Raw genomic sequence first — 20,291 nt, 5'->3', positions numbered from 1 at the left:
GGGCGGGCTCCTCCCGCCCGGCCGGACCGCCTCAGGCGCGGGCGGGAGGTGCGGCGTCGTCGTCCTCGTCGGGCGGGATCTTGCAGACCTGCTCCAGCCACAGCGCCGCACCGGTGAGCCCGACGGCGAAGACGACGCCGAGGACGCCGGTGACGGTGTCCTCGGCGGCCGCGGACAGCCGGCCCAGCTGCGGCACCGTGTGCAGCAGCAGCCCCGCCCAGCAGCCGGTGAGCACCGCGCCGACGTAAGCGCTGGCCTGGGCGAGCACCGCCACGCGGGCCACCAGCATCGGCTCGACCGGCCGAGTGGCACCCGGGGTCCGGCCGGGCGACGGGCGGCGGTCGCGCTGCGCGGACAGCCGGGCCGCCAGCGCCCGGGCGCCGAGCAGCTCGGCGACCGCGAGCACGCCCAGCGGCACCGGCAGCCACCACTGCAGCTGCGGCAGCGAGCCGTAGCCGGCCCGGACCAGCAGCCAGCTGGCCAGCGCCAGGCCGACCGCGAGGGCCACCAGGTCCCGGCGGCGGACGGAGGTCACGCCAGTTGCTCCCAGCGGACGACCGCGGCCACCTCGCCGGCCGGGAGCGCCGCCACCAGGTCGGCCACCCGACCGTGCCCGGGCAGGGTCGCCGCGGGGTCCAGCGCCAGCCACGGGACGAGCACGAAGGCCCGCTCCGCGGCCCGGGGGTGCGGCAGGGTCAGCGCCGGGTCGGCCGAGACCACCGGCGTCCCGTCGTCCGCGGTCACGGTGACGACGTCGACGTCCAGCGTGCGGGCGCCCCAGCGGACGTCCCGGGTGCGACCGGCGGCCTGCTCGAGTTCGTGCGCCAGGGCGAGCCAGCCGGCGGCGTCCCGCTCACCCCGGACGACGGCGACCGCGTTGAGGTAGGGGGGCTGCTCGACCGGCCCCCACGGCGGCGTCTCGTAGAGCGTCGAGCGGGCCACCAGGCCGTGCTCACCCAGCGCGACCAGGGCCTGCCGCAGCGTGCCGGCCCGGTCGCCGAGGTTCCCGCCGAGGGAGAGGACGGCCCGGCTCATCAGCGCTCGCGCCGGATCGCGACCGTGACGTCGTGGGCCGGCACCCCCAGGTCGACCTCCGGCTTGTGCACGGTGATCTCCACCGCGTCCACCACCGGGTACGCCAGGCACAGGTCGGCCAGCCGCTGGGCCAGCGTCTCCAGCAGGTCGACCGGCTCGCCGACCAGCACGGCGTGCAGCTGCTGGGCCAGCTCGCCGTAGTGGACGGTCTTGGTCAGGTCGTCGTCCGCGGCCGCCGGGACGGTGTCCAGCTCGAGGACCGCGTCGACCCGGAAGGTCTGGCCGTTCTCGCGCTCGGCCGGGTACACACCGTGGAAGCCGTACCCGGTCAGGCCGTGCACGGTGATGCGGTCCGGCGTCCGGTCAGCCACGGGTTCCTCCTGCGCTGGGGGCCGCCTGCACGGCGGCCAGGGTGGCGATCGCGTCCAGCGACTGCACGGGGTCGTGCACCCGCACACCCCAGGCGCCGGCCTGCGCGGCCAGCACCGAGATCGCCACGGTCGCCGCCTCCCGGCCCTCGACCGGACGGAGCTCGCCTCCGGGCCCGGCCAGCAGCCGGCCCAGGAACGTCTTGCGGGAGGCCCCGACGAGCACCGGCAGCCCCAGGGCGACCAGCCGGTCCAGCCCGGCCAGCAACGCCCAGTTGTGCTCGGCGTTCTTGGCGAACCCCAGCCCCGGGTCGAGCACCAGCTGGGCGGGGTCGACGCCGGCGGCGACGACGTCCTCGACCCGGGCGGTCAGCTCCGCGCCGACCTCGGTGACCACGTCGCCGTAGCGCGCCGCCGCGTACATCTCCCGGCTGTGCCCACGCCAGTGCATCAGCACCCAGGGGATCCCGGTCTCGGCCACCAGCCGGGCCATGCCCTCGTCGGCGAGGCCGCCGCTGACGTCGTTGACCAGCACCGCGCCGGCCTCCAGGGCGGCGGCAGCGACCTCCGCGCGGGTGGTGTCCACGCTGACCCGCACACCGGCAGCGGCCAGCTCCCGGACCACCGGGACGACCCGCCGGCACTCCTCGGCCGCGTCGACCCGGTCGGCGCCCGGTCGGGTCGACTCCCCACCGACGTCGACGTAGTCCGCGCCGGCGGCGTGCATCTCCATGCCGTGGGCGATCGCGGCGCCGGCGTCGGCGTAGCACCCGCCGTCGGAGAAGGAGTCCGGCGTGACGTTCAGGACGCCCATCACCAGGCACCGGCCCGGCCGCGGCAGCAGCACGGCGCTCACTCCGCCGTCACCGCTGCAGGATGAGGCTCATCGCCTCGCTGCGGGTCGCCGGGTTCTCCCGGAAGATGCCGCGCACCGCCGAGGTGATCGTGGACGAGCCGGGCTTGCGGATGCCGCGCATCGCCATGCAGAGGTGCTCGGCCTCCACGACCACGATCACGCCCTGGGGCTTGAGCACCTCGAACAGCGAGTCGGCGATCTGCCGGGTCATCCGTTCCTGCACCTGCGGCCGCCGCGCGTACACCTCGACCAGCCGGGCGAGCTTCGACAGCCCGGTGACCCGCCCGTCGGTGCCGGGGATGTAGCCGACGTGCGCCCGGCCGTGGAAGGGCACCAGGTGGTGCTCGCAGGTCGAGTACATCGGGATGTCCTTGACCAGCACGAGCTCGTCGTGCTCCTCGTCGAACGTCGTCGCCAGGACGTCGTAGGGGTCCTGGGCCAGGCCTGCGAACGTCTCCCCGTAGGCCCGCGCGACCCGTGCCGGGGTGTCCACCAGACCGGACCGGTCCGGGTCCTCCCCGATCGCGATCAGGATCTCCCGGACGGCGGCCTCGATCCGGGCGGTGTCGACCTGCCCGTCGGGCAGGTCGGCCACCGGGTCGCCGGTCCGGGGGTCCAGGCCGACGCCGTCCACCGGTGCGCGCTCGGCGGTGCCGTGCCCGTCGTCCCCAGCGGGCACCGCGCGACCGGCTGCGGTTCCGTCCGGTGCCACGCCGCCGAGGGCCACGCCCCCGACCGCGTCGCTCACCGGCCCTGGACCGGGGCGCCGACGTCGCCGACCGGCAGCTCCGGCTCGCCGTGGGTCGACGCGTGCGAGCCGCCGTTGGCGGCGGCCACCTCGGCCGGGGTCAGCACCGGCGGACGCTCCGAGGGGGTCCGCTTGCCGAAGCCGTTGTACGGCGCCATCGACGGGCGCTTGACCACCCCGGCGCAGATCCGGTCCATGTCCTCCCGGGAGAGGGTCTCCCGCTCCAGGAGCTCCAGCACCAGCCGGTCCAGGACGTCCCGGTACTCGACCAGGATCTCCCAGGCCTCGTCGTGCGCGGCCTCGATCAGCGCGCGCACCTCGCCGTCGATGTCGGCGGCGACGGCATCGGAGTAGTCCGGCCGCGAGCCCATGTCCCGGCCCAGGAAGGGCTCGGAGTCGGTGCTGCCGTACTTCACGGCACCGAGCTTCGCGCTCATCCCGTACTGGGTGACCATCGACTTGGCCAGCGAGGTGGCCTTCTCGATGTCGTTGCCGGCACCGGTGGTCGGCTCGTGGAAGACCAGCTCCTCGGCCGCCCGACCGCCCAGCGCGTAGGCCAGGGTGTCGATCATCTCCGAGCGGGTCTGGGTGTACCGGTCCTCGGTGGGCAGCACGAGCGTGTGCCCCAGCGACCGGCCGCGCGGCAGGATCGTCACCTTGTGCACCGGGTCGGTGTTCGGCAGTGCGTGTGCCACCAGGGCGTGGCCGCCCTCGTGGTACGCGGTGACCTTCTTCTCCTTCTCGCTCATCGCCCGGGTCTTGCGCTCCGGACCGGCCAGCACCCGGTCGATCGCCTCCTCGAGGGTGTCGTCGGTGATGACCGTGCCGTCCTGGCGGGCGGTGAGCAGTGCGGCCTCGTTGAGCACGTTGGCCAGGTCGGCACCGGTGAAGCCGGGGGTGCGTCGGGCCACGGTCTCCAGGTCGACGTCGTCGGCCAGCGGCTTGCCGGTGGCGTGCACCTTGAGCACCGCCGTCCGGCCCAGCAGGTCGGGGCGGTCGACCGGGATCTGCCGGTCGAACCGGCCGGGGCGCAGCAGCGCGGGGTCCAGGACGTCGGGCCGGTTGGTCGCGGCGATCATGATGACGCCGCCCTTGACGTCGAAGCCGTCCATCTCGACGAGCATCTGGTTCAGCGTCTGCTCGCGCTCGTCGTGCCCACCGCCCATGCCGGCGCCGCGCTGCCGGCCGACGGCGTCGATCTCGTCGATGAAGATGATCGCCGGGGCGTTCTCCTTGGCCTGGGTGAACAGGTCGCGGACCCGGCTGGCCCCGACTCCGACGAACATCTCCACGAAGTCCGAACCGGAGATCGAGTAGAACGGCACGCCGGCCTCGCCGGCGACGGCGCGGGCCAACAGGGTCTTGCCGGTGCCGGGAGGGCCGAACAGCAGCACGCCCTTGGGGATCTTCGCGCCGATCGCCTGGTACTTGACCGGGTTCTGCAGGAAGTCCTTGATCTCGTGGAGCTCCTGGATGGCCTCGTCAGCACCGGCGACGTCGCCGAAGGTCGTCTTCGGGGTGTCCTTGCTGACGATCTTGGCCTTGGACTTCCCGAAGGCCATCACGCCCCGGCCGCCACCCTGCATGGAGCTGAACAGCCAGAAGAGCAGCAGCAGGAGGAGCACGAAGGGCAGGAAGCTGACCAGGATGCTGACCAGCAGGTTGTCCTGGGAGACGTTGGTGTCGAAGTCGACGCCCTCACCCTCGCCCAGGCCGCTGACCAGGTCGAAGACGTCCTCCTCAGCGCCGACCGGGTAGAACGCGGTGACCTGGTCACTGCCCTCCACCGGCTCGGTCAGGTCGAGGTCGACCGTCTGCTCGCGGTCGTTGATGGTGGCCGAGTCGACGTTGCCCTCGGCGAACTGCGCGAGCGCCGTGGAGGTCGAGACCTCCTGGTACTCGGGGTCACTGCGGAAGAAGCTGGAGCCGACGAAGGCCAGCAGGACGACGATGGCGATCCAGAACCAGACGCTCCGGAAGATCTTCTTGCGTTCCATACACCGTGTCCGGGCGCCGGGGTGGACCCGGCTTGCCCGTCGACCCTCCTGATCGTCGCTGGACGCCGCCCGCGACCCTGGGGGACGCCCCGCCGCGGGGCGACGTCGGTGAGACGAAGGTACACCGCAGGACCTGTGTCCTCGCTGGTCGCGCGCTGACGGGGAGCTGGGTGCGGCCCTCTCCAGGGCCCGCCGTCAGCTGGAGTAGACCTCGGGCTTCAGCGTGGCGATGTAGGGCAGGTCGCGGTACCGCTCGGCGTAGTCCAGCCCGTAGCCGACGACGAACTCGTTCGGGATGTCGAAGCCGATGTAGCGCACCGGGACGTCGACCTTCACCGCGTCCGGCTTGCGCAGCAGCGTGCACACCTCCAGGGACGCCGGCCGCCGGCTGCCCAGGTTCTTCAGCAGCCAGGACAGCGTGAGCCCGGAGTCGATGATGTCCTCGAGCACCAGCACGTGCTTGTCGGCGATGTCGCGGTCCAGGTCCTTCAGGATCCGCACCACGCCGGAGGAGCTGGTGGCGCTGCCGTAGGAGGAGACCGCCATGAACTCCATCTGGGTGGGCAGCTGCAGCGCCCGGGCGAAGTCGGACATGAACAGCACCGCGCCCTTGAGGACGCCGACCAGCAGCACCTCGCGGCCGGCGTAGTCCTGGGCGATCTGCGCGGCCAGCTCCGCGATCTTGCCCTGGATCTGCTCCTCGGACAGCAGCACGTGGTCGATGTCCGGGCCGTAGCCGTGGTCCGGGCCCAACGGGCCGGCTGCGGGGATGGCGGGCTCGCTCACGACGGTCTGGGCTCCTCTGGGGGGACGACATCTGGTGCAGCCGGGCGCGGACCGGTCCCGCGACCGGGGAGACCGCCGGGCTGCACGGTCAGCCTGCCAGACGCACGGAGCACTCCCGCACCACCGGGGAGGTCCACCCGCCCCTGACCCCTCCACCGGGTGAGGAGCGCGTCGACCGCGGACAGGTGCACGCCCTGCAGGTCGGGCACCGCGGCCCGGCGGAGCCAGCCGCGCAGCACCCGGCGTCGCAGGGCCGGAGGCAGCTCGGCCAGCGGGGCGGCGGGCAGGTCGCCGTCCGGGCTGGCCAGCCCCGCCAGCTCGGCGTCGGCCAGCGCGTCCAGGACGTCCAGGTCCTCCCGCACCATCGCCGCGGTCCGGCCGAGAGCCGCCGCGACGCCCCCGCCGAGGACCTCCTCCAGCAGCGGCAGCACCTCGGTGCGCAGCCGGACGCGGGTGTAGGCAGGGTCGCTGTTCCACGGGTCGTCCCACACCGGCAGCTGCTGCGCCGCGCAGGCGGCCCGGGTGGTCGCCCGCCGGACGTCCAGCAGCGGGCGCCAGAACGGCGGGCGGTGCTCGACCATGCCGGCGACCGAACGTGGCCCGGAGCCGCGGGCCAGCCCGAGCAGGACCGTCTCGGCCTGGTCGTCCAGGGTGTGGCCCAGCGCGATCGCCGCCCCGTGCTCGTCCGCCACCCCGGCCAGCGCCGCCGCGCGGGCCGTCCGGGCCGCACCCTCCGGCCCGCCCTCGGCGCCGACGTCGACCCGGAGCACCAGCACCGGGGCGAGCCCGAGCCCGCGCAGCAGCTCGGCCGTGCGCGCCGCCTGCTCGGCCGATCCCGACTGCAGCCCGTGGTCCACGGTGACCGCGCCGGCCGGGCGGCCGGCGCGGGGCGCCTCGAAGGCCAGCGCGGCGGCCAGCGCCACGGAGTCCGCTCCCCCGCTGCACCCAGCGAGCACCGGGCCCGTGCCCGCCTCCAGCCCCGGGCGCACCGCGCTGCGCAGCGCCGCGACGGCGGGGTCGGGTCCGACCATCTGCGGGTGTCGGGGCGTGCCGGCTCAGGCCGGGAAGGCCGGCCGGGTCTCCAGCACCCGCGCCACCCAGCGGGCGGGCTCGGTCAGCTCCTCCTTCAGCGGCAGGTTCTCCGGCCCGGCCCAGACCTGGTTGAACCCGTCCATGCCGACCAGCTCGACGACCCCGGCCACGAACACCCGGCCATCGGCGTACTGCTGCATCTTCTGCTCCAGGCCGAGCAGGCGGCGGAGCACCCGGTCGATCGGACCGCGGCCCTTGCGGCGCTGGGCGAAGCGCTTGCGCAGGGTGCGCACGGACGGGACGACGTCGGGGCCGACGCCGTCCATCACGTACTCGGCATGCCCCTCGAGCAGGCTCATGACCGCGGTGACCCGGTCCAGCACGGCGCGCTGTTCGGGGTCCCGGATGAGCGCCATCAGCCCCTGCGGGGCGTCGTCGTCGGCACCGGGGCCGCGGACGACGTCGGTGAGGCTGCGCAGCACGTCGGTGAGCCGCTCGCGCAGCACGTCCGGGGTCAGGTCGGTGGCCTCGGCGAAGGACGCGATCTGCGCCTCCAGGTGGCCGCGGAGCCACGGCACGGCGGTGAACTGCAGCTGGTGGGTGACCTCGTGCAGGCAGACCCACAGCCGGAAGTCCGTGGGGTCGACGCCGAGCCGGCGCTCGGCCTCGACGATGTTGGGCGCCACCAGCAGCAGGCGGCCGCCGCTGCCGAAGACCTCGTACTGGCCCAGCACGCGGGTGCAGAGGAAGGCCAGCACCCCGCCGGCCTGCACCCCGGTCGCCCGGGAACCGATCGCGGTGGCCAGCGGCCCCGGCGTCGAGCCCGACGCCGCCTGCAGCCCGTCGGCCAGCGGGTCCAGCAGGGCCGCCATGCCCGTGGTGTTCGAGTCGATCCAGCCCGGCCGGTCGACGACCGCCACGGTGGGCACCGGGCCGCCGGGGACGGGGCGCAGACCGGTCAGCTCCTCGACGTGCGCGACGGCGGTCGCGGCCGCGCTGTGCAGCTCCGCGACGACGGCCGCCGCCTCCTCGCGGGTGGTCTCCGGGCCGGCCCCGACCAGGCGACGGGCGGTGCGGCCGGCGAGGTCCCAGTCGACCAGGGACGAGGAGCGGCTCATCGCCTCACCGTACCCGGCGGCACCCTCCAGCCGGCTGCCGTCAGCGGCAGCCGCAGCCGGCCAGCGCGGCCGCCACGACGTCCAGCGCGGTCTCGGTCGCCTCCAGGCTCCCGGTGGCGCCGTCGGCCAGGACGGCGAAGGCCAGCAGCCGGCCGTCGGCGGTCTGCACCGTGCCCGCCAGGTCGTTGACGCCCAGCAGCGTGCCGGTCTTGGCCCGCACCGCCCCCGGGCTGCCCGGGCCGTCGGCGGCCCGGTCGACCAGGGTGCCGTCGTACCCGGCGACCGGGAGGCCGGAGAGCAGCACGTCGGCGTCGGGGACGCTGCCGTCGGCGGCGACCTGGACGACGTCGACCAGGAGCCGGGCGGGCACCCGGTCGTCGCGGGACAGGCCGCTGGCGTCCGACAGGGTCAGCCCGGTGGTGTCCAGCCCGGCGTCGGCCAGCGCTGCACCGATCGCCTGTGCGGCCCCCTCGAAGGTGGCCGGCAGCCCCCGGGCGATGGCCACGTGCCGGGCCAGCGACTCGGCCAGCAGGTTGTCCGACGCGGTGAGCGACTGCTCGACCAGCCGGGCGACGGGCGCGGACTCGACGCTGCCCAGCGAGCGTGCGCCGGCCGGTGCGGCACCGAGGCTGACGGCCGCCTCCGGGGCGCCCAGCGCCGCGGCCAGGGCCGCACCGGCGTCGGTGCCCGGCGACCCGCTGCGGGGGGTGCGGCCGGGGACCTGCCGGGCGCCGTCGACGGCGGTGGCGGTCACCGGGGCGGCGTAGGTCGAGGGTGCGTCGTCGGCACCCCAGCCCTGGGCGGTGAGCGGGCCGCTGAACAGCGAGTTGTCGACGACGACGCTGGTCACCGGCTGACCAGCGAGCGCCTGCTGGACCTGGGCGGCCAGGTCGGCGACGGTGGCCGCGCCCGGGTAGTCGACCGACGGTGCGGTCGTCGACAGGGTCGGGTCGCCCCCACCCACCAGGACGACCTCTCCCGGGGCGCTGCCGGCCACCACGGCCGTGGTCAGGGTGTCGGCGGGCTCCAGGGTGGTGAGTGCGGCGAGGGCGGTGAGCAGCTTCGCGGTGGAGGCCGGCGTACCGGGGTCGGCCGCGTCCTGGTCGAAGAGGACCTGCCCGGTGGCCACGTCGACGACCTGCGCGGACAGGCCGCTGCCGAACGCCGGGGAGGCGAGGAGCGGGGTCAGCACGGCCGTGAGCGCCGCCGGGTCGGGCACCGGCGCCTCCGCGGAGAGCGGGGTGAGCACCGGGCCGGGCTCGGTGAGGTCGGGCAGGACGGCGTCGGGCACCTGCTCGGCGTCCACGGCCACGGCGGAGTCGCCGCCGGTCAGGTCCAGGGCCAGCGCCACCCCGGCTGCGACCAGGACGAGGGCGAGGACGGCGGCGACCAGGACCTTCGTCCGCCGGCCGCCGCCACCGGCGCCGGAGCCCGCCCGCCGCGAGCCGGAGGTGGCCGCGGTCGCACCAGCCGCGGCAGGGGCAGCGTGTTCTGCGACCGCCTGGCGACTCGCCACCCGCTCGGCCTGCGCCCGTGCCCGGTCGGCGCGCTCGGCTGCCGCAGTCCGTTCGGCCACCGCTCTGCGCTCGGCTTCGGCATCCTCGGCCGCGGCGCGTTCAGCGGCGGCGCGCGCAGTGGCGGCGCGCTCGGCCGTCTCCTGCTCGATGGTTGCGCGCTCGGCGGCCATCGCCGCCGCCGCGGCGGCCCGCTGCCCGTCGGCCGCGTCCGCGGCCGCTCGTTCGGCCGCCAGCCGGTCCGCCTCGACCTGCTCGGCCGCCACGCGGTCGGCCTCCGCCCGCGCGACCGCCGCTCGCTCGGCCTCGACGCGCGCCGCCTCCGCCTGGTCCGCCGCGGCCCGCTCGGCGGCCGCCTGTTCCTCGGCGGCCCGCTCCGCGGCGGCCTGCTGGGCCGCCCACTCCCGGACCGCGGCGAGGTCGGCGGCAGCCTGCTCGGCCCGGGCGCGCTCGACGTCGGCCTCGTCGAGCTCGGCCTGGGCGGCCGCAGCACGCTCGGCCTCCTCGGCTGCTGCACGCTCGGCGGCAGCCCGCTCGGCCGCCCACCGCTTCACCGCGGCCAGGTCGGCGGCTGCCTGCTCCGCGGCGGCCCGGCGGGCCTCGGCGGCGTCACCGGACGCCTCCGGGAGCGGCGCCTCGGTGGCACCCTCCGGCGCCGAGGGCTCGACCGACTGCTCGACCGGTGCCGTGCGTCCCGCAGCCGCACCAGCAGCGTCGGCCGGGGTGCTCTCCACGGTCGCTGCGTCGGGGAGGGCCGACGGATCGGGCGTCGTCCCGGTGCCGCCGTCAGCCGCCGAGGGCGGCACCTCCGGGTTGCCCTCAGGCACTCCCGGCTGCCCTGCGCCCGGACTCGACGAGATCTCCCCCACCCCCTGGAGTGACCTCCGCCGACGGGACGGACGGTCGTACGCCACACTATCGGCGTGCAGTTCGACGTGACGGTAGAGATCCCCAAGGGCCAGCGGAACAAGTACGAGCTGGACCACGCCACCGGACGCATCCGCCTGGACCGGATGCTGTTCACCTCGACCCGGTACCCCGCCGACTACGGGTACATCGAGGAGACGCTCGGAATGGACGGTGACCCGCTCGATGCCCTGGTCCTGCTCGAGGAGCCGACGTTCCCCGGGTGCCTCATCACCTGCCGGGCGATCGGCATGTTCCGGATGACCGACGAGGCGGGTGGGGACGACAAGGTCCTCACCGTCCCGGCGACCGACCCCCGGATGGCCCACCTGCAAGACATCAACGACGTCTCGGAGTTCGACCGGCTGGAGATCCAGCACTTCTTCGAGACCTACAAGGACCTCGAGCCGGGCAAGTCGGTCGAGGGCGCCGAGTGGGTCGGGCGCGCCGAGGCCGAGGCCGAGATCGAGGCCTCCCGGCAGCGCGCCATCGACAACCCCCGGCACCACTGACCCACCGGCGGACCTCGCCGAACACGCACCGACCAGACGGCGGCGCACCCACCCGGGTGCGCCGCCGTTCCACATCCGCCGGAGGGCGGGCAGCGGTGGTGTCCCGCAGCAGCGCACGAGACGTGCGCCGATCGAGGCGGGGAGACGGAGGAGGGAGAGCCGCCTGTCGGAATCGAACCGACGACCTTCTCATTACGAGTGAGATGCTCTACCGACTGAGCTAAGGCGGCGGACTGCGCGAGTGAGCTTACGGCACCGCTGCGCCCGTCCTGCGACGCCCCTGCGGTGTGGCGGCGCGGCTCAGGCCGGGAGCCGCAGGGCGACCGTCAGCGCCTCCACGGCGATCTGCGGCTTCACGTTCTGCTCCAGCGCGGTGCGCGCGGCGAGCACGGCGTCGATCCGGCGCAGCGCCCCCTCGGCGCCGATCCGGCGGGCCAGCTCGACGGCGTCCGCCCGGCGGTCCGGGTGGGCGAGCGGCAGCGTCAGCTCCCCGGCCGCGCCGCTCGTCGAGCTGATCACCAGCGCGTCCCGGTACAGCGCCGCCAGGTCGACCAGCGCTCGGTCCAGGGAGTCCCGGCCGATCCGGGTGGCCCGCCGCTTCTGCCGTGTCTCCAGCTCCTTGAGCTGCCCGGCCCCGCGACTGGCGGCAGCGACCCCCGGCCCGCGCGCGCCCACGCCCAGGCTGGCCTTGACGGCGTCGGTCTCGACCGCGTCGACCTCGGCGACGGTCTTGTCCGATTCGTCCTTGGCCGTCCCGACCAGGTCGTCGGCGGCGTGCAGGCAGGCCGCCAGCGAGACCAGCGACAGCGGGATGTCCAGCACCGCCTTGCGGGCCAGCCGGGCCGACTCGTCCCGGGCGAGGTGCCGGGCCCGGCCGACGTGCCCGCCGGCGGCCGCCGCCGACCAGGCGGCCAGCGCCGGGTCGATGCCGTCCCGGCGGACCAGCACCTCGGTGACCGCCTCGATCCGCGGGGCGCGCAGGGCCACCACCCGGCACCGGGAGCGGATGGTGACCGGCACGTCGTCGGGGTGCAGCGAGGGCGCGCAGAGGAGGAAGACCGTCCGCGGCGGTGGCTCCTCCAGCATCTTGAGCACCGTGTTGGAGGCCTGCTCGGTCATCCGGTCGGCGTCCTCGACGACCACGATCTGCCAACGCCCCTGCGACGGCGCCCGGCCCGCGGTCCGGACGATCTGCCGTACCTCGGCGACCCCGATGGACAGCCCCTCGGGCACCACCCGGTGCACGTCGGCGTGACTGCCGGCCAGCACGGTGCGGCAGGCGTGGCAGGTGCCGTCGCCGCCGGCCGGGCACTGCAGCGCGGCAGCGAAGGCGCGGGCGGCCACCGATCGACCGGAGCCGGGCGGCCCGGTGAACAGCCAGGCGTGCGTCATCGCCGCCGGCTGGGCCACCGCGGCCTGCAGCTCGGCCACCACGGCCGGCTGCCCCACCACATCGGCCCACACCCCACCGACCGTCACGTGGCCCATCCTCCCTCAGCCGGTGCCGGCCCCGTCCAGAGGCTCACCCCGAGCCTGCGAGTGGTGCGGAGGACGGGTCCTTCAGGGGTGCAACTGCGGGGTCGGCCCCGTCTGCAGGTGGTCGCTGCCGCGGCGGCTGTGCGGCACCGGCACGTCGGCCGGGAGCTGCTGCAGCGGCAGGCCCTCGAGCAGCACGCTCACCCGGGTGCGGATGGCGGCGGCGATCTCCTCCGGCGACCGGCGGGCGTCGAGCACCAGGTAGCGGTCGGGCTCGGCCTCGGCCAGGGCGAGGAACGTCCGGCGCACCCGCTGGTGGAAGTCCAGCGACTCCGACTCCAGCCGGTCGGCGGCGGCCCGCCCCCGGGCCCGGGCCAGGCCGACCTCGGGTGGCAGGTCCAGCAGCAGGGTGAGGTCGGGCCGCAGCCCCTGGGTGGCCCAGCGGGAGATCGAGCGGACGTCGTCCATCGGGATCGTGCGGCCGGCGCCCTGGTAGGCCAGCGAGCTGTCCACGAACCGGTCGGTGATCACCACCTCGCCGGCGTCCAGTGCGGGGCGGAGGACGTCGTGCACGTGCTGCGCGCGGTCGGCGGCGTACATGAGCGCCTCGGCCCGCGGCGACAGCCCGGCGCTGGCCGGGTCCAGCAGCAGCGCCCGGACCTTCCCGCCCAGCGCCGTCCCACCCGGTTCACGGGTGGTCCGGGCGACCAGCCCCTCCCCCGTCAGCCACTCCTGGAGGCGGCGCACCTGCGTCGACTTGCCCGCCCCCTCGCCGCCCTCGAAGGCGATGAACACCCCGCCGCGGGCCAGCCGGCGGCGTGCGGTGGTGTCCCGGCGCAGTGCGGTCACCACGTCGGCCAGCAGCGGCACCGGGCGGCCGTCGTCCATCTGCCGGTAGGCGACCACGCCGACGCCCACGGCCAGCAGGCCGGCGACGAACAGCATGACCCGCTCCCCGGTGACCGCCAGCGTCAGGACGCCGACGTCGACCTGGTTCTGACCGATCACGCCCACGCCGATCGGCACCGTCGCGAGGGAGAGGATCAACGAGGCGCGGACGAGGGACTGGACGATCGCGAACGTGCGGCCGCGGATCGCGTCGTCGACCTCCGTGCCGAGGAGGGTGAAGCCGGCCAGGTAGGCGATGCCGGCGAAGAAGCCCATCAACACGACCAGCAGCAGCGCCACCCACAAGGTGGCGATCCACGACATGAACAGCACGGCGATCCCGGCGCCGACGATGGCCAGCCCGAAGATCCGCTCCCGGGCCAGGTCGTGGGCGATGCTGGGGCCCACGGCGATGCCCAGACCGAGGCCGACGAAGACGGCCCCGAACAGCAGCCCGTAGGCCGCCTGCCCCCCACCCAGGGCGTTCACGTAGAACTGCCCGGTCGCGATGATCGCACCGGCAGCGGCGAAGGCCCCGGCGATCCCGAGGATCAGCCCGCGGACCAGGCGGGTGTGCCCGGCGAAGGAGAAGCCCGCCTTCAGCGAGCCGAGGAAGCTCTCCTGCGGCACCTCGGGCCGGGTGGCCCGGCGACCGCTGATCGAGGGGAGGTTCCAGATGACGACGGCCGCGACCAGGAAGGTCAGCGCGTTCAGGTACAGGGCGAGGGCGATCTGGTCCAGCCCGGGGAACAACTGGCTCAGCCGGCCACCCGAGGTGTTCAGCACCGCGTAGACGCCACCGGCGAGCACCGGGGTGATCCCGTAGGTGGTGACCAGCGACAACTGGTTGGCCGGCTCCAACTGGTCCTTGCGGAGCATGTTCGGGACGGCGGCGTCCTTGGCCGGGGTCCAGAAGAGGCTGACCACCTCGATCAGGAACTGCGCGATGAACAGCCAGACCAGGTTGTCGACCACCGGGATCGAGGCGAACAGGCCGAACCGGAACAGGTCGGTGACCACCATCGTCTTGCGCCGGTCGAACCGGTCGGCGAAGACCCCGGCCAGCGGCCCGAGCACGAGTGCCGGCAGCAGCCGGAAGAGCAGGACGCCGCTGAGTGCCAGGTTGCTGGCCATGTAGCCGTCGACCAGCGTGGTGGCGGTCGCGGTGATCGCCAGCAGGCCGAGCCAGTCGCCGAAGCTGGACAGCGACATCGACAGCCACAGCTTGCGGAAGTCGCGGACTCGGAGCACCGCCCGGATGCGGGCCATCAGCCCGACCCCGCCCGCACCGGCGTGCGCCGGCTCGTCGAGGTCCGCGCCGTCCTGGCCTGCGTCCTCGGACGGGGCCTCGGCGCCGGAGGGTTGCGGTCCGTCCGCCGGGAGGCCGTCGGTCAGCCCGGCCAGTGGCGGGGTCGCGGCGTCCCCCGGGGTCGGCACCCCGGCGGGCGGCAGGCCGTCGCCCGGGGCCACGGGCGCGGGACCGGCGACACCGTCGCCGGTGGTGCCGTCGAGGCCGCCGCCGGGTGCGGCCGCCAGCGGGCCGTCGGGAGACGGCCGGTCGGCGGACGGGTCGTCCGCGGGACGGTGACCCGTCGGGTCGGAGCTGATCGGGGACCCCCGGGGTGTGGCGGCACCGGAGCGCCGCGGGACATGGCCGTGTCATGGCCTCGGCGAGGTCACCGTACCGGTCCGGACCGACGAATCCGTCCGGTCGACGACTCGTCCGGGTCACGCGCCCCCGGCTGTCCGACCCGTTCGCGTGCTGGGCTCAGCGCGGGGAGAGCCGGTGGGCGCGGGTGGCGCACGGCAGCTCCAGTTCGGTGCGGCCGCGCGTGTCGGGGTGGCTGGACAGCAGTGCCCGGACCCCGCCCGTCGGTCGCCGTCCATCGTCGCGACGTGGCTGCGGGTGCCGATGCAGCGGGACCGACTCCGCTCCCCCGCTGGCCACCCGCACCCGGGGCAGCCGCTCGCGCAGCTGCGCCAGCAGCTCCCCGGACAGGCCGACGGCCACCACCTCGTGCCCGGCGGCCACCAGCCGGTCGGTGAGCAGGCCGGTCCCGACCCCTCTCCGAACTGCCCGTCCGGCTCCGTCAGCTGCCGGCCGGGACCCGCTCCTCGGCCTCGGAGGCGGCCTGTGCCGGCTCGGCGGCCGTCTTCTTCGCCGTCGTCTTCCTCGCGGTGGCCTTCTTGGCGGTGGCCTTCTTCGCCGGCGCCTTCTTCGCAGCGGTCTTCTTGGCCGCCTTCTTCTTCACCGGCGCCCGCTCGCGGCGGTCGGCGAGCAGCTCGGCCGCGCGCTCCAAGGTGATCGTCTCGACCTCGTCGCCCTTGCGCAGGCTGGCGTTGTGCTCGCCGTCGGTGACGTAGGGGCCGAAGCGGCCCTCGCGCACCGTGACCTGCCCCTGGCTGACCGGGTCGGCACCCAGCTCCTTGAGCGGCGCCTTGGCCGCGGCCCGGCCCCGCTGCTTGGGCTGCGCGAAGATCGCCAGCGCCTCGTCGAGGGTGATCGTGAAGAGCGCGTCCTCGCTCTCCAGCGAGCGCGAGTCGGTGCCCTTCTTGATGTAGGGCCCGTACCGGCCGTTGAGCGCCTGGATCTCCGCCCCTTCGGCGTCCTTGCCGATGGTGCGCGGCAGGGTGAGCAGCTGCAGCGCCTGCTCCAGGGTGACCGTCTCCGGCGTCATCGTCTTGAACAGGCTGGCCGTCCGCGAGGCCTCCTTGCTGCCCTCGGGCACCACGGTGGTGACGTAGGGGCCGTAGCGGCCCGCCTTCACCGCCACCGGGAACCCGGACTCCGGGTCGGTGCCCAGCTCCCGGTCCGAGGAGGGGGCGTTCAGCAGCTCGGTGACCCGCTCGGTCGTCAGCTCGTCGGGCGCGATGTCCTCGGGGATGCTCACCCGCGCGCCGTCCTCACCGCCGGCCTGCAGGTAGGGGCCGTAGCGGCCGACCCGCACGACCACCGGCTCGCCGCCGGGCGCCAGCGCCCGCAGCGGGATGGAGTTGACGCCGCGCGCGTCGATCTCCTCCAGCCGCTGGCCGACGACGGACTTCAGCCCACCGGACGCACCGATGCCACCGGCGTGCTGGCCCTCGCCACCGAAGTAGAACTCGGTGAGCCAGTCGACCCGGCCCAGCTGCCCGGCGGCGATCTCGTCGAGCTCGCGTTCCAGCGACGCGGTGAAGTCGTAGTCGACCAGCTGGGCGAAGTGCTGCTCGAGCAGGTTCACCACGGCGAAGGCGACGAAGGACGGGACCAGCGCCGAGCCCTTCTTCCAGACGTACCCCCGGTCCTGGATCGTCTGCATGATCGACGCGTATGTCGAGGGCCGGCCGATCTCCAGTTCCTGGAGGCGGGCGGTGAGGCTCGGCTCGGTGTAGCGCGCCGGCGGGCTGGTGGTGTGCCCCTTGGGGTCCAGCTCCCTCGTGTCCAGCCGCTGCCCCTGCTCGACGCGCGGCAGCCGGCGCTCGCTGTCGTCGGCCTCGTCGTCGTTGCCGGAGCCCTCGTCCTTGCCCTCGACGTAGGCCCGCAGGAAACCGGGGAAGGTGATGGTCCGCCCGGAGGCGGTGAACTCCACGGCCTCGCCGGTGCTGGAGCTGCCGGCGAGCCGGATGCTCAGCGTCTTGCCCACGGCGTTGGCCATCTGGGAGGCGATGGTGCGCTGCCAGATCAGCTCGTAGAGCCGGAACTCGTCGCGGGCGAGCTGGCCGGCCAGCTGCCCGGGGGTGCGGAAGGAGTCACCCGCCGGGCGGATCGCCTCGTGCGCCTCCTGGGCGCCCTTGGCCTTCTTGTCGTAGCGGCGCGGCTCCGCCGGCACGTAGGCGTCGCCGTACAGCTCGGCGGCCTGCCGGCGGGCGGCGGTGATCGCCTCGTTCGACAGGTTGGTCGAGTCGGTCCGCATGTAGGTGATGTGGCCGTTCTCGTACAGCCGCTGGGCCACCCGCATGACCTGGGCCGACGACCAGCCGAGCTTCCGGCCGGCCTCCATCTGCAGGCTGGAGGTGATGAAGGGGGCGTAGGGCTTGCGGGTGTAGTCCCGCTCGTCGACCCGGCTGACCGAGACCGGCCGGCCCTCCAGGCGTGCCGCCAGACCGCGGGCACCGGCCTCGTCCAGGTGGACGACGTTGCTGGTCACGGTGCCGGTGTCGGCGTCGAAGTCACGGCCGGTGGCGACCCGGCTGTCGTCCACGGTCACCAGCCGGGCCCGCAGGGTCGTCGGCTCGCCCGCGTCGGTCGCTGTGCGCTGCTCGGCGACCTCGAAGACGCCGTCAAGGCTCCAGTAGTCCGCGGCGGTGAACCGCATCCGGGCGCGCTCGCGCTCCACGACGATGCGGGTGGCGACCGACTGCACCCGGCCGGCCGACAGCTTGGGGAGCACCTTCTTCCACAGCACCGGGGAGACCTCGTAGCCGTAGAGCCGGTCGAGGATGCGGCGGGTCTCCTGCGCGTCGACCAGGGCGGTGTCCAGCTCCCGCGGGTTCGCCACGGCGCGGGCGATCGCCTCGCGGGTGATCTCGTGGAACACCATCCGGCGGATGGGCACGGTGGGCTTGAGCGTGTCGATCAGGTGCCAGGCGATGGCCTCGCCCTCGCGGTCCTCGTCGGTGGCGAGGTAGATCTCGCTCGCTTCCTTCACCAGCTGCTTGAGCCGGGTGACCTGCTGCTTGCGGTCGGGGCTGACCACGTACAGCGGGGCGAAGCCGTTGTCGACGTCGACGCCGAGCCGGGCCCAGGACTCGCCCTTGTGCGCGGCGGGCACGTCGGCGGCGTTGCGCGGGAGGTCACGGATGTGGCCGACGCTGGCCTCGACGACGTAGTCACTGCCGAGGTAGCTCGCGATCTTGTTCGCCTTGGTCGGCGACTCCACGATGACCAGGGGCTTGCCTCCGGCCGCGGCGGCACGCTTGCGCGGCGCGCGGTCGCCGGTGCTGGGGGCTGACTTCGTGGTCTTGGTGGGCGGCACGGTGCTCCTGTCGAGGGTGCTGGTGCATGCACCGGGGTGGACCCGGCGGCGCACGGGGCAGAGCGGGCTGTACCCGCTCGGCGACGCCACGGTAGGCCACGACCGGACCAGGAGGCCGAGCGGTGAACCGGGACGCCCCGGCTGGTCCACCTCCAACGGATGACGTCGCTCACTGTTCCCGGCACCGATCCGCAGGTCATCGCGGCGCCCACGGGCCGGCCACGACCGCACCGACGGCGGCCAGGGTCGGTCGGTCCCGGTCGTAGTACTGGGTGTGTCCCTGGGTCGGCTCGGTCGGCAGGGGGACGTCGCCGAACCTCGTGTCGAACGGGCCGGCCCCGTACCAGCCGGACCAGGCGACCGGATCGGCCGTCGACGAGGCGCCGTAGACCTCCGCCGCCTCCAGCCCCTCCGCCGTCCCCGTGCCCGTGCCCGGGCTGCCCAGCAGGACGACGGCGTCCGCCGCCAGCCGGCCCGGTGCTCGCGCCGCCTGCCCGGTGACGACGGTGCCGTAGCTGTGCGCCAGCACGGTCGTCCGCGGCGCCGGCCCGGCGGCCCGACTGGCGGCCAGCCCGTCCAGCGCGATGTCCAGGTCGCGGCCCCCGCGCCGGGAGGCGTGCTCGGAGACCGAGGTGAACCACCGGGGTGTCCGGTAGCCCAGCCAGGCGACCGTCGCCACGGCCAGGCCCGGGGCAGCCACCGCAGCGGCCGCCGCGACGTCCCGGGCGTCACCGACCAGCCCCGCCAGGTCGTCGCCGACCGTGGTCTCGACCCCCGGGACCAGGACCCCGACGGCGGCAGCGGTGTCCAGGTCGCCGACGGACAGCGCCACCAGGCCGGCCGCCGGGTCGAACACCAGGAGCTGGGCCACCGAGCCGCCGCCCACCAGCTCGGCCAAGGTGCGCTGCACGCTGCGGGCGGTGTCGTGGCCGACCGACCCCGGTGGCAGGTGCTGCAGCGCCGCAGCCAGGTCGGCCCGGTTCGCCCGGTCGCGAGCCCAGGCCGGCAGACCGTCCAGGGCGCCGACCGCCCCCGGTTGCCCGTCGATCGCCTGCAGCTGCCCGGCCGCCGTCAGCCCGGCCCACCAGGCCGCGGCGCGCTGAGGGCCGGCGGCGACCGGGACCTGCGGTGGGCGGACCGGCAGCAACCGGTCCACCAGGTCGGCGAAGCGGTCCGGCACCGGGACGGCGACCACACCGAGCCGACGCAGTGGCTGCAGCGCGGCTCGGGCGCACGCCGCCGCCCGAGCCGCCGCGAGGTGGGCCTCCTCGGCCCTGGCCTCGGCGCGCACCGCGGCGCTGCGGGCGGTCTCCACGTCGGCCAGCTGGTCCGGTGCCATGGCCGGGTGGGGTGGGGCGGGGACCCCGACCGCCCGACCGGTGCCGTCCAGGCCGACCCCGCCGGCCGCGGCGACCGCCAGGGCCTCGACGGCCAGCTCCTGCGCCTGGTCCGCCGCGGCGGACAGCCCGGTGAGGTCGACCAGCGACGTGTCCAGCGCCCCACCGACGCCGGAGGTGATCGTGGAGAGCTCGACGAGCGCTGCGGCGGCCGCCGTGCCAGCCGGGCCGGACCAGGACCCCGCGGCCCCGAGCTCACGACCCAGCTCGTCCAGCCGCCCCCGCCAGGGCACCAGTCGATCGGCCAGCACCCCGAGGGTGACCACCGCGCCCCGCAGCTGCGGGACGTCCCAGCCGGCGAGGGCTGCCGTCGTCGTCACCGCGGCACCCGGACCCGGCCACGGCCGTCACCGGCACCACCACCGCCGAGCTGCTCGGCGAGGCCGACGTCGACGACCCGGTAGGACTCCAGCGCGGTCGCCAGGCTGGCGGCGACGGCCAGGGTGCGCGCGGCGAGCGCGGTGACCAGGTCGGTCCACGCCGCACCCGTGGCGGCCACCGCCTCCCCCACCTCCCCCTCCAGCGCGGTGCCCAGCGCCCGCCCCGCCGAGGCGCACAGTCGAGCCTCCTCCCCGAGCTCTGCGCCCAGCGCGGTCAGCTCCCCGAGCAGGGCCCCGAGGGCATCGAGGTGGACGTCGATCAGATCGGACACACGTGCCTCCCGGCGGCGGACCACGGCCCCGGGCGGGACCGGCGGGAGGGA

General features: G+C 75.0%; 17 protein-coding genes and 1 tRNA gene. 1 reads left to right on the top strand and 17 read right to left on the bottom strand.

Annotated features, from left to right (window positions below; all coding sequences use genetic code 11):
• Positions 1–31 precede the first annotated feature (31 nt).
• The 10 genes from O2V61_RS02295 to dacB all read right to left on the bottom strand — a co-directional run bounded on the left by O2V61_RS02295 (position 32) and on the right by dacB (position 10,281).
• Positions 32–535, bottom strand: coding sequence for a DUF3180 domain-containing protein (locus O2V61_RS02295; RefSeq protein ID WP_269181718.1), 504 nt, complete (start codon positions 533–535; stop codon positions 32–34).
• Positions 532–1,035, bottom strand: coding sequence for a 2-amino-4-hydroxy-6-hydroxymethyldihydropteridine diphosphokinase (folK, locus tag O2V61_RS02290; protein ID WP_269181717.1), 504 nt, complete (start codon positions 1,033–1,035; stop codon positions 532–534). The genes O2V61_RS02295 and folK overlap by 4 nt, the downstream gene beginning before the upstream one ends.
• A complete protein-coding gene (folB, locus tag O2V61_RS02285) occupies positions 1,035–1,406 on the bottom strand; it encodes a dihydroneopterin aldolase (RefSeq protein ID WP_269181716.1) in 372 nt (123 codons plus the stop codon). The genes folK and folB overlap by 1 nt, the downstream gene beginning before the upstream one ends.
• Positions 1,399–2,259 carry a dihydropteroate synthase gene (folP, locus tag O2V61_RS02280; protein WP_269181715.1) on the bottom strand — a complete coding sequence of 287 codons (861 nt, stop codon included), beginning with the start codon at positions 2,257–2,259 and terminating at the stop codon, positions 1,399–1,401. Before folP ends, folB begins: the two co-directional genes overlap by 8 nt.
• Positions 2,260–2,266: 7 nt before the next feature.
• The gene (gene folE, locus O2V61_RS02275; protein ID WP_269181714.1) at positions 2,267–3,007 is read right to left on the bottom strand and encodes a GTP cyclohydrolase I FolE; all 741 of its coding nucleotides are present in this window, start codon (positions 3,005–3,007) and stop codon (positions 2,267–2,269) included.
• Positions 3,004–5,004 carry an ATP-dependent zinc metalloprotease FtsH gene (gene ftsH, locus O2V61_RS02270; RefSeq protein WP_269181713.1) on the bottom strand — a complete coding sequence of 667 codons (2,001 nt, stop codon included), beginning with the start codon at positions 5,002–5,004 and terminating at the stop codon, positions 3,004–3,006. Before ftsH ends, folE begins: the two co-directional genes overlap by 4 nt.
• A 195-nt stretch (positions 5,005–5,199) precedes the next feature.
• The gene (gene hpt, locus O2V61_RS02265; RefSeq protein ID WP_331254202.1) at positions 5,200–5,790 is read right to left on the bottom strand and encodes a hypoxanthine phosphoribosyltransferase; all 591 of its coding nucleotides are present in this window, start codon (positions 5,788–5,790) and stop codon (positions 5,200–5,202) included.
• Positions 5,787–6,821: a tRNA lysidine(34) synthetase TilS gene (gene tilS, locus O2V61_RS02260; protein WP_269181712.1), complete on the bottom strand. Its 1,035-nt coding sequence runs from the start codon at positions 6,819–6,821 to the stop codon at positions 5,787–5,789. Before tilS ends, hpt begins: the two co-directional genes overlap by 4 nt.
• 24 nt (positions 6,822–6,845) lie before the next feature.
• Positions 6,846–7,940, bottom strand: a complete 1,095-nt coding sequence (locus tag O2V61_RS02255; protein ID WP_269181711.1) for a zinc-dependent metalloprotease — start codon at positions 7,938–7,940, stop codon at positions 6,846–6,848.
• Positions 7,941–7,980: 40 nt separating this feature from the next.
• The gene (gene dacB, locus O2V61_RS02250; RefSeq protein ID WP_269181710.1) at positions 7,981–10,281 is read right to left on the bottom strand and encodes a D-alanyl-D-alanine carboxypeptidase/D-alanyl-D-alanine endopeptidase; all 2,301 of its coding nucleotides are present in this window, start codon (positions 10,279–10,281) and stop codon (positions 7,981–7,983) included.
• 96 nt (positions 10,282–10,377) lie between these two features.
• On the opposite strand from dacB, the gene O2V61_RS02245 reads away from it, so the two are divergent.
• Positions 10,378–10,872 (top strand): inorganic diphosphatase, encoded by a 495-nt coding sequence (locus tag O2V61_RS02245; RefSeq protein WP_331254201.1) that lies wholly within the window; start codon positions 10,378–10,380, stop codon positions 10,870–10,872.
• Between the two features lie 157 nt (positions 10,873–11,029).
• Here O2V61_RS02245 and O2V61_RS02240 read toward each other — a convergent pair.
• The 7 genes from O2V61_RS02240 to O2V61_RS02210 form a co-directional block, all read right to left on the bottom strand.
• Positions 11,030–11,102: transfer RNA gene (locus tag O2V61_RS02240), tRNA-Thr, on the bottom strand.
• A 70-nt stretch (positions 11,103–11,172) separates the two neighbouring features.
• Entirely contained in the window at positions 11,173–12,360 is a 1,188-nt protein-coding gene (locus tag O2V61_RS02235) for a DNA polymerase III subunit delta' (protein WP_269181709.1), read from the bottom strand.
• 72 nt (positions 12,361–12,432) lie between these two features.
• Complete coding sequence (gene tmk, locus O2V61_RS02230; protein ID WP_269181708.1) at positions 12,433–14,706, bottom strand: dTMP kinase; 2,274 nt, start codon at positions 14,704–14,706, stop codon at positions 12,433–12,435.
• A gap of 298 nt (positions 14,707–15,004) precedes the next feature.
• Positions 15,005–15,268: a hypothetical protein gene (locus O2V61_RS02225; protein ID WP_269181707.1), complete on the bottom strand. Its 264-nt coding sequence runs from the start codon at positions 15,266–15,268 to the stop codon at positions 15,005–15,007.
• A 58-nt stretch (positions 15,269–15,326) separates the two neighbouring features.
• On the bottom strand, positions 15,327–18,191 hold the full coding sequence (gene topA, locus O2V61_RS02220) for a type I DNA topoisomerase (protein ID WP_269181706.1): 2,865 nt from the start codon (positions 18,189–18,191) through the stop codon (positions 15,327–15,329).
• A 196-nt stretch (positions 18,192–18,387) separates the two neighbouring features.
• Positions 18,388–19,908: an alpha/beta hydrolase gene (locus O2V61_RS02215; protein ID WP_269181705.1), complete on the bottom strand. Its 1,521-nt coding sequence runs from the start codon at positions 19,906–19,908 to the stop codon at positions 18,388–18,390.
• Complete coding sequence (locus tag O2V61_RS02210) at positions 19,905–20,240, bottom strand: hypothetical protein (RefSeq protein ID WP_269181704.1); 336 nt, start codon at positions 20,238–20,240, stop codon at positions 19,905–19,907. Before O2V61_RS02210 ends, O2V61_RS02215 begins: the two co-directional genes overlap by 4 nt.
• Between the last annotated feature and the right edge of the window lie 51 nt (positions 20,241–20,291).

Source organism: Modestobacter sp. VKM Ac-2985 (assembly GCF_026967925.1).
Taxonomy (GTDB): Bacteria; Actinomycetota; Actinomycetes; order Mycobacteriales; family Geodermatophilaceae; genus Modestobacter.
Note: the sequence above shows the minus strand (reverse complement) of the source record. Positions and strands in the feature narration are given on the sequence as shown.

What these genes read in the sequence shown, in the direction of transcription:
- tilS (WP_269181712.1), bottom strand. Translation starts at nt 6,821, where the DNA reads ATGGTCGGACCCGACCCCGCCGTCGCGGCGCTGCGCAGCGCGGTGCGC.
- O2V61_RS02235 (WP_269181709.1), bottom strand. Translation starts at nt 12,360, where the DNA reads ATGGGCCACGTGACGGTCGGTGGGGTGTGGGCCGATGTGGTGGGGCAG.
- ftsH (WP_269181713.1), bottom strand. Translation starts at nt 5,004, where the DNA reads ATGGAACGCAAGAAGATCTTCCGGAGCGTCTGGTTCTGGATCGCCATC.
- folK (WP_269181717.1), bottom strand. Translation starts at nt 1,035, where the DNA reads ATGAGCCGGGCCGTCCTCTCCCTCGGCGGGAACCTCGGCGACCGGGCC.
- O2V61_RS02255 (WP_269181711.1), bottom strand. Translation starts at nt 7,940, where the DNA reads ATGAGCCGCTCCTCGTCCCTGGTCGACTGGGACCTCGCCGGCCGCACC.